The following is a 6,912-nucleotide window of genomic DNA, read 5'->3' as shown; positions in this document are numbered from 1 at the left end:
CCCAAGGGCATGGACATCTCAGGGTTCTCACAGCTTCAACTCAACGCGATCGCGAGACAATTGAACGAGAGGCCGCGCAAGACGCTCGGTTTCCATACACCGGCTGAGATGTTCAGCGAATGTGTTGCATCGACCGGTTGAATCCGCAGTGCGAAGTTGCCGACCGAAGATGCCTGCGGGCGATACCTCCCGCCTCCTACCCCTTTTTGTACCAGCCTCCTTGCCAGATTCCCCGCCCGTGCGTAGGCTCCTGCTGGAAGACGTATCAGGCGCAATCATGGCATCAAAGCCTCGCTACAACAGGGTATGGATTGCCAAACTCGCAATCGAGACGCTCGTCCCGCTCGTTCAAACAAAGGGCGTGCACCACGTCGCCACCGCGAATTCGCCAAGCTGTTGGCAGCTTGAGATGAACGGCTTGGTGATGATCCTGGCCAAAAACGTACTTCCTTCGCCGAACTACACATCACTTAGATCGACATTGGACCTGTACCCGCAGGTCGGTCGAAAGGCAATGTCGTTGAGTTGGGAGCCGGTTGAGATCGTTTCCTTTCATGGCGGCGAATGGGTTGAACGATTGATTGAACTGACCGTCGACGGGGGGAGCGGCGCTTCAAACTGATCGGTGGGGCAGGGCGTGGGTCTACGTTTGCGCGCTACCTCGGTCAGACCATCGTAGCGTCGCACCAGTGGAAGCATCGCTTTGGTTTCCATCACGCCCGCCGCATTCCTCATCGAAACAGCCTGGTTCCGACAATTCGCGTCTTCCTCAGCCGGCCGCGCAAGCTATTTGATCTCGCAGATCCTGTAGCGGCGGCCTTTCTAAAATGGCGGCCAGACCCTAAGGGAGACACAGGACCTTACGGAACTTCTCGTCCAGACTGACTGCGGCCGTCTGAGGCGGCCAGGCCTGACGACCGCTACCAGACGATCACGGACCTAACCGCCGAGGGGCAAGGACATCTGTCCAGAGTGAATGTCGCCTAGATACTGGTTCTCTATTCTCGTTAGAACGCGCATAAACTCTCTCGTGTCGAGAAAGTAGTTTGGGTACGCACGGCGGAGCTTGTCGATTGAGTCGGTTGCCACTAGGACTGGCTGTATATCCTGCTCGCTTATCGATGCTGAGATTTCTGCGTTGGCGTAGGCTTGGTTCGCCTCTTCCAGCCGACGAGTACCGAAAGATGAGATGGAGACGGTTTTCTCTGCGGCGTTGAGTACTATCAGGTGATAGCTGCCTTGGGATTTGCCGGACGAGATGTGCTGTGCGGCGATGGCGAACGCGTCTAGTTTTCGTCGCACGTCCAGCGCCTGGCCTTTCTCATAGCCGAGGCGGACGATCTCTCTCGCGTCCATTCCGACAAAGGAGCGTTCTACAGGGCACCTTTCCACGATCGCGAAAGCGGCACCGACCACGCGAAAGTAGTCCAGCCAATCATCCGAACCCTCACTCGATTTCAGTGCTTGATTCAAGAACGAGCCCACCGTCTCGACCGCTGTCGCCCAGATGTGCTGCATTCTTGTCCGGATCTGAAGTTCAAGGCACAGACCGTCATACTTTGGGACCAGCGGGTTCTTGTAGCGGTAAATCAGGTGAAGTGATCTGTAGCCCGACTGCTTGGGATGGTCAATATAGTCATCAATCCCAATCAATTTGTGCGTCAGGGTGCCATCTGAATACCGCGCATGCAGAGCTCTCACCTGACGCATGTTGGTGACGATCGCGCGGAGGCCGCCAATGTCTTGCATCCGGGCGAGCTGCATTCCCTGATTGCTTCGAAGTTTTCGTTCGATCGAAGGTATGCGCTTCAGCCGTCGTGCAACGATAACCGTAGTCGAGATCTTCTTGAGACGAAGTCGAAGCGTGGCCTGAAAGGTGTTGATCGGATATGCGTGACACGCCCTCCAGAAGTTGATGAGTTTCAGTGCCTCGGCATACTCCTTTGAATCGACGTTCGCGGCGATCAGGACTTGGCCTGCTCGCGTAATCTGCTTTCTTGAAAAATCAGGTACTGCATAACTCAATCGGCGTCTCCAAGACAACGAGGATGTCGCATTTTGCCGCTGCCCGATGCTGGACAGCGTTTTGGCCGGGTGGGGTTCGCCAAGATTCGGACATCACACAACGTTCGCCGATGGACCCCGGGGATCTGCGCGGACAGCATCTACCGGCCTGGTGTCCGGTCCGGGTGAAGGCGAGGCGTATGGGCCCGGTACCGGCGGGACGCTTCTCGCGCGTGTGACGGGCGCTGGGCTTCGGCTGGCGCGTGCTGCAGGAGGATCTGGGCTGGGACCGCGCGATGTTTCCGTCCGCCATCGGTGTACGCTGAAATGTTTCAATCGCAAAGCGTCCGACGATGCGCCGCCGCCACAGCGAGGCCGTCTTGGCCCGCCACGCTACAAGCGCAACAGCCATGCGCTTTTCAAGCCCAAACCCTGCGGAAACGCCTGTGGATCGTGGAGTTGACCAAGGTAGGCCATTGATGGTGCGGCACGAACGCTCCCTTGCCATTGAGAAGCCCTTACCACACCATTTGTAGTTTGTCGAAAACGCTAAATCTGTCGGGTTGTGGAGGTCCTCTGATTTTCACCAGAAGGCGACGTTGTATCTTCGAGCAATGACCCCATCTCTAGGAAGCCGGAGGGGTCGAACTCAAGGGCCAACCAAAGGGAGACGAGATGGACTATTGGCGCTACTACGAGAACGACTACGACTGGATTGCCAAGTCGCCGCATGGAGGCGACACCGTCGAGGCGTTCCGGTCCCTAGGCGTGCAGGAAGCGGCAGCGCAGCGGTTGATCGCCTCCGGGTACGTGGTCATGGGGCGTGCGGCCCCCATCGTGGTTGACAGGTACTACGAGGGTGCCTTGTCGTCGGTCGATGGAGAGACGCGCCTTTCGGCCTCGATGTTGGACACGCTTGAGGGTGGCGCTAGGAGCAAGGTGTGGGTGAAGCGCGCGAGTTCGATGCGCGAGGTTCGCGACATCGTCGAGGATCACGCTTCGGAAAGGAAGTTGCTTTTCAGAGGCCAGTCCAGGAACTACTCGATCTCGCGCGCGTTGCCGAATCCTCGTTTCGTGACCTCGGAGCTCGGCGAGATCTCGTTGCTGCCTTCCTTGTGGAGAACGATGGTGTTCCGCCATCCAAACAGCTACGTTCAATTTGTCGATCTCACGCTGCTCGAATGGTCTTCCATCCTGTACTCGAATTTCGACATGGCGGAAGTGCGTCGCAGGGAAAGAGCGGTTTGGGATTTTCCAATGACCATGTCCGAGATGGAGGAATCAGACGACCCTCTTCTGCGTGAATTCGGCCAACTGCGGATGGACTTGGGTCTGAACTTCGACCTGACCCTGGCCCCCGTGCTCTCGACATTGCTGCAGCACTATGGTCTGCTTTCCCCTGTGCTCGACCTGACGGACGATCTGGATACGGCGCTCTTCTTCGCCACTCACAAGTTCGCCCGCCCCGGCAAGACATGCACGTATGCTTTCCAAGGGACGAACGAGCGGCAGGCGGTCGTATATCTGCTCAATTTCGATCCTCACACGATGCGGGCGCATGTTTCCGAGGAGAACGTCATACGCCGGCTCAATCCGCTGCGGCCTATCCGCCAGAGATGCCATGTCGCAACGACAGACACGTACTGCATCAACTTGCCGGCGGACTTCCTGATCGGTGCAATCCTGTTGGACTTCGATTTGGCGTCGGGTCATAGCCTTCCTGCGAAGGAGCATCTTTTCCCCTCCAAGGAGGAAGACTCCTTCCTTCGCGCCCTTGCCAGCGACAGCCAGATTGCAGAGTGCGCGACCTTCTTCGGTTAGCTTGGTGCAGACATTCGATCATCCGCCGCGATGGAACGCTCGCCTCGAACACGCGGAGCGCCGGCTGCGCTCACGCGCATCGATGTGCTGCGCACCGCCCCAACTTTCCACGCCTCACTGGGACTTTCAAATGAACAAAGCCGAACTCGTCGCCGCCATCGCTACCGAGGCCAATCTCGTACACGTCCGCGCGCTCGAGCATCGAGATCGGTGACTACCGATCAGTCGCTGACCTTCCCGAATGACCAGCTAGTCGGCGTCTTCATATCGGGGTTGTCCTTCAGCATCTGCGCTTCGGCGAAGTTTTTCGGGAACACCACGCGGTCGATCTCGTTCGGCCCAACATCCTCGCTGTCGCGGAAGAAGATTTCCCCCTTGCGTATCGCGAGTTCGGGATAAGGTTCTAGCTTTGTGTAGTCCTTCGAAACCGCTGCCGGCATCAGCCAGAAGGTCTTGTGACGCCGGTACTCCTCCTTGAACATTTCGAGCCGACCTGACTGACGCTCTTTGTACATGCGATGGAAGCGGCTCACCGACATGAATACGTCCCCTTCCTCAAATGACCCCGTCTTCTTTGCCAGCTTGACCTGTTCTTCCAGATTCGGTCCGATGCTCATCGTGTAGCCGTCCTCCAAACCGGGGATCGGGCCGTCGATGATGGCGACGCGAATCAGTTCAAGCTCGTCGTTGTCTCCATAGCCCTCGTGCCATTCTCGGAAGATCTGTCGGCCAGCTTTCCCGTTCTCGAAGCCGAACCCGATCGTGGGCGGCTTCCCCTCCTGAAACATGAAGAACACCGCACGCCACTTCGCGGCGTTCCACAGTTCGATGTTGATGGGACTGGTGACCAACATCTTCACATCGGTCTTCACCGGCTTCTCTTCCAGTGGCTTCACCGATCCCAAAGGAGGCTTCCTGGCAGTTGCTGGTTGTCCAATCAGACGCTTGTAAAGGGAGTCATAGCCAGCGGGAGCAGCGAGGCTGTACCGCGTGGACCCGCCGAGCGGTGTCGGGATGAACTTCGCATGCGAGTTCTCCAGCAGTACAGGAATAAACCGGGTGTTAACCGAGCCGTTGTTGTAAAGGTACTGGTAGACAAGGTTCCCTTCCCACCGAACCCCCAGCCCTTCGCCTTCCTTTTCTTCGCCCATCACGCGGCGGCAGTAGACCTCCGTGCAGATCATCAAGACGAACTTCGCGTCCCGGATCTTCTTGTCCATCCACCGGGGCCAGCCTTCCGGCGGCGATTCTTCGTACTGGTCCAGCACGCAGTCCACACCCTCGCTGCGCAGTCGGTTGGAAAGCTGGAGGACCTTGTCGGCGTTCTCCGGGGTGTCGTGGGCGTAACTGATGAAGACTTCTTCTGTTTGAGGCATCCGCCGATTCTGCCTGTGTGGGTTCGGGGCCGAGAATTCCTCCCCGGCCCCGTACTTCACAGCAGAATCATGAGAAGCGTGATGACCACCGAAGCCGGGAACGATGGCTTTGGCGATCAGCGCCAGTCTCATCTGCCGTCTGCCCGCTTGGCGGAGCGAAGCGGTCGGTCGGAGGTCTCGCGTTGACGGTCTGCTAACGCTGCGAGTTGGCCGAACTACGCGTCAGGTACTCCATCTTTTCAATATCGAAGCGCATACACGCCTCGCGCGCCAAAATATGTGTTCAAGGCGCCCCATCGAAAGTGGCGCGATCTTGGCCGACGACACGCCAAGTTCACAAGCTCTCGAGCAAATGAAGTTCGGATCAATCAAGAGGCGGTGCGCCTCATGAAGATTGGCCATGCAGCTTTGCAACTTTTCCCTGCCGAGTATGCCGTTGTAGTACTCGCTGCGTGCGATGCGTTCAACGGTCTCATGCACATGATCAATCAGATCGAATGCCATTGCTATCTTCTGGGCGCATTGATCGGGGAGTGGTGCGAGAGTAGCGAGTACGACCGAGTCGATGCGGAAGGTTGTTCCTTCAAGGTTCTGCAGCAGATCCTTCGCAACGGCTACTTCCCCGTAGTCCAGGTAGTTGAGATGCCATGCGCCATAAGCCGAGTAGACCGATGTTGATAGCGCCGACAACCTGTTTGAAATGCCTGCTGCTACGATTCGGGCCCTCACCAAGCTTTGGCGCTCAGCTTCGGAAGTGCTGGACCGACTCACGTGGAGCGCTGCGGCAACAGCAGCAAAGGTCCCGATCGAGGTTGCGAGGTTGATCCAGTCGGACGGACTGAGGGTGCCCATGTGTTAGTGAGCGCACGGTGCAACAATTTCAGGCATCAACAGGGGATGACGCGCCAAGAGGGCTGCTAGGACAATGATCAACACGCACGCTCCGATGTGAATTCCGATCGGACCAGACTTCTTTTCCTGCAAACTCAGCTCCTCACAAAGTCGCGAAGTATCGCGGAAATCCCTTCCGACTCTCTAGACCGCCAAGCGACACTCGCTGCTCGGATCATGGGCGACAACGGAACGATGCGGAGGTGCGAGAAGTATCCACGGAACGGCAGCACATCGCCGTATTGCCGACGTCATGTCCGTCGTGACCAAACGGCTGCTTCCGCTGCACAAGAGACATCCAGCTGATCCCTGAGTAAATGGCCGTTCGTTCCAGGCCTCCCACGGCTTCACGAGCTCAGTTCCGCCGCGTAGGGCGTCCAATACGTGCGCGTCACCTCGGGGGGCGGCCCGCAGGCGCGACGGCCCGAGGGCAACGGCACCATCGAACCTACTGAGGGGTCTGAAATGCGCGCGTCGCACGGCGCCGGGTCGTCATGTCCGACCCGTAGCGGGACGACCTGTTGCGTGCGTGAAGGTCTCCAGACCGATCTTTAGTGGCGGCTGGATCGTAAAGAAGAAGGCAGCGCCCTTTCCTATTCGACTCTTGGCCCAGATGCGGCCACCATGGCGCTCTACGATGCGATGTGCTGCCGTAAGGCCGATGCCTTGCCGTATGCGTCCGGCGAACCCGTCTTGACGAGCGGTGGCGCAATCAGGCCGCAGGCTGCCAGCGATGCGGCAACAGATCTTGGATGCGACTGGCAGGTTGAGTGGGCAGCCGTTCGAGCACGTCCTTCAGGTAGGCGTACGGGTCGTGCGC

The 6,912-nt window shown here is 58.1% G+C and carries 7 protein-coding genes and 1 pseudogene; 3 read left to right on the top strand and 5 right to left on the bottom strand.

Going from position 1 to position 6,912, the window contains the following annotated elements; all coding sequences use genetic code 11:
• Both AC1DSF_RS30355 and AC1DSF_RS30350 read left to right on the top strand, forming a co-directional pair.
• Positions 1-141, top strand: a pseudogene (locus AC1DSF_RS30355) (IS30 family transposase); the annotation flags it as partial.
• A gap of 136 nt (positions 142-277) precedes the next feature.
• Positions 278-622 (top strand): hypothetical protein, encoded by a 345-nt coding sequence (locus AC1DSF_RS30350; RefSeq protein WP_478184032.1) that lies wholly within the window; start codon positions 278-280, stop codon positions 620-622.
• A gap of 317 nt (positions 623-939) precedes the next feature.
• Here the strand turns inward: AC1DSF_RS30350 and AC1DSF_RS30345 are convergent, their stop codons facing one another.
• Entirely contained in the window at positions 940-2,025 is a 1,086-nt protein-coding gene (locus tag AC1DSF_RS30345; RefSeq protein ID WP_478184031.1) for a RelA/SpoT domain-containing protein, read from the bottom strand.
• 654 nt (positions 2,026-2,679) lie between these two features.
• Here AC1DSF_RS30345 and AC1DSF_RS30340 point away from each other — a divergent pair.
• Positions 2,680-3,825 carry a hypothetical protein gene (locus tag AC1DSF_RS30340; protein WP_478184030.1) on the top strand — a complete coding sequence of 382 codons (1,146 nt, stop codon included), beginning with the start codon at positions 2,680-2,682 and terminating at the stop codon, positions 3,823-3,825.
• 221 nt (positions 3,826-4,046) lie between these two features.
• On the opposite strand, the gene AC1DSF_RS30335 is transcribed toward AC1DSF_RS30340, so the two are convergent.
• The 4 genes from AC1DSF_RS30335 to AC1DSF_RS30320 all read right to left on the bottom strand — a co-directional run.
• On the bottom strand, positions 4,047-5,333 hold the full coding sequence (locus tag AC1DSF_RS30335; protein ID WP_478184029.1) for a toll/interleukin-1 receptor domain-containing protein: 1,287 nt from the start codon (positions 5,331-5,333) through the stop codon (positions 4,047-4,049).
• Between the two features lie 90 nt (positions 5,334-5,423).
• A complete protein-coding gene (locus AC1DSF_RS30330) occupies positions 5,424-6,053 on the bottom strand; it encodes a hypothetical protein (protein ID WP_478184028.1) in 630 nt (209 codons plus the stop codon).
• A gap of 531 nt (positions 6,054-6,584) precedes the next feature.
• Positions 6,585-6,755, bottom strand: a complete 171-nt coding sequence (locus tag AC1DSF_RS30325) for a hypothetical protein (protein ID WP_478184033.1) — start codon at positions 6,753-6,755, stop codon at positions 6,585-6,587.
• Between the two features lie 49 nt (positions 6,756-6,804).
• On the bottom strand, positions 6,805-6,912 hold a 108-nt coding region (locus tag AC1DSF_RS30320; protein WP_478183967.1), incomplete at its 5' end, for a transposase domain-containing protein.

This window comes from Variovorax sp. 01N429 (genome assembly GCF_056399425.1).
The sequence above is the reverse complement of the archived record's forward strand: the minus strand, read 5'-3'. Positions and strand labels throughout refer to the sequence as shown.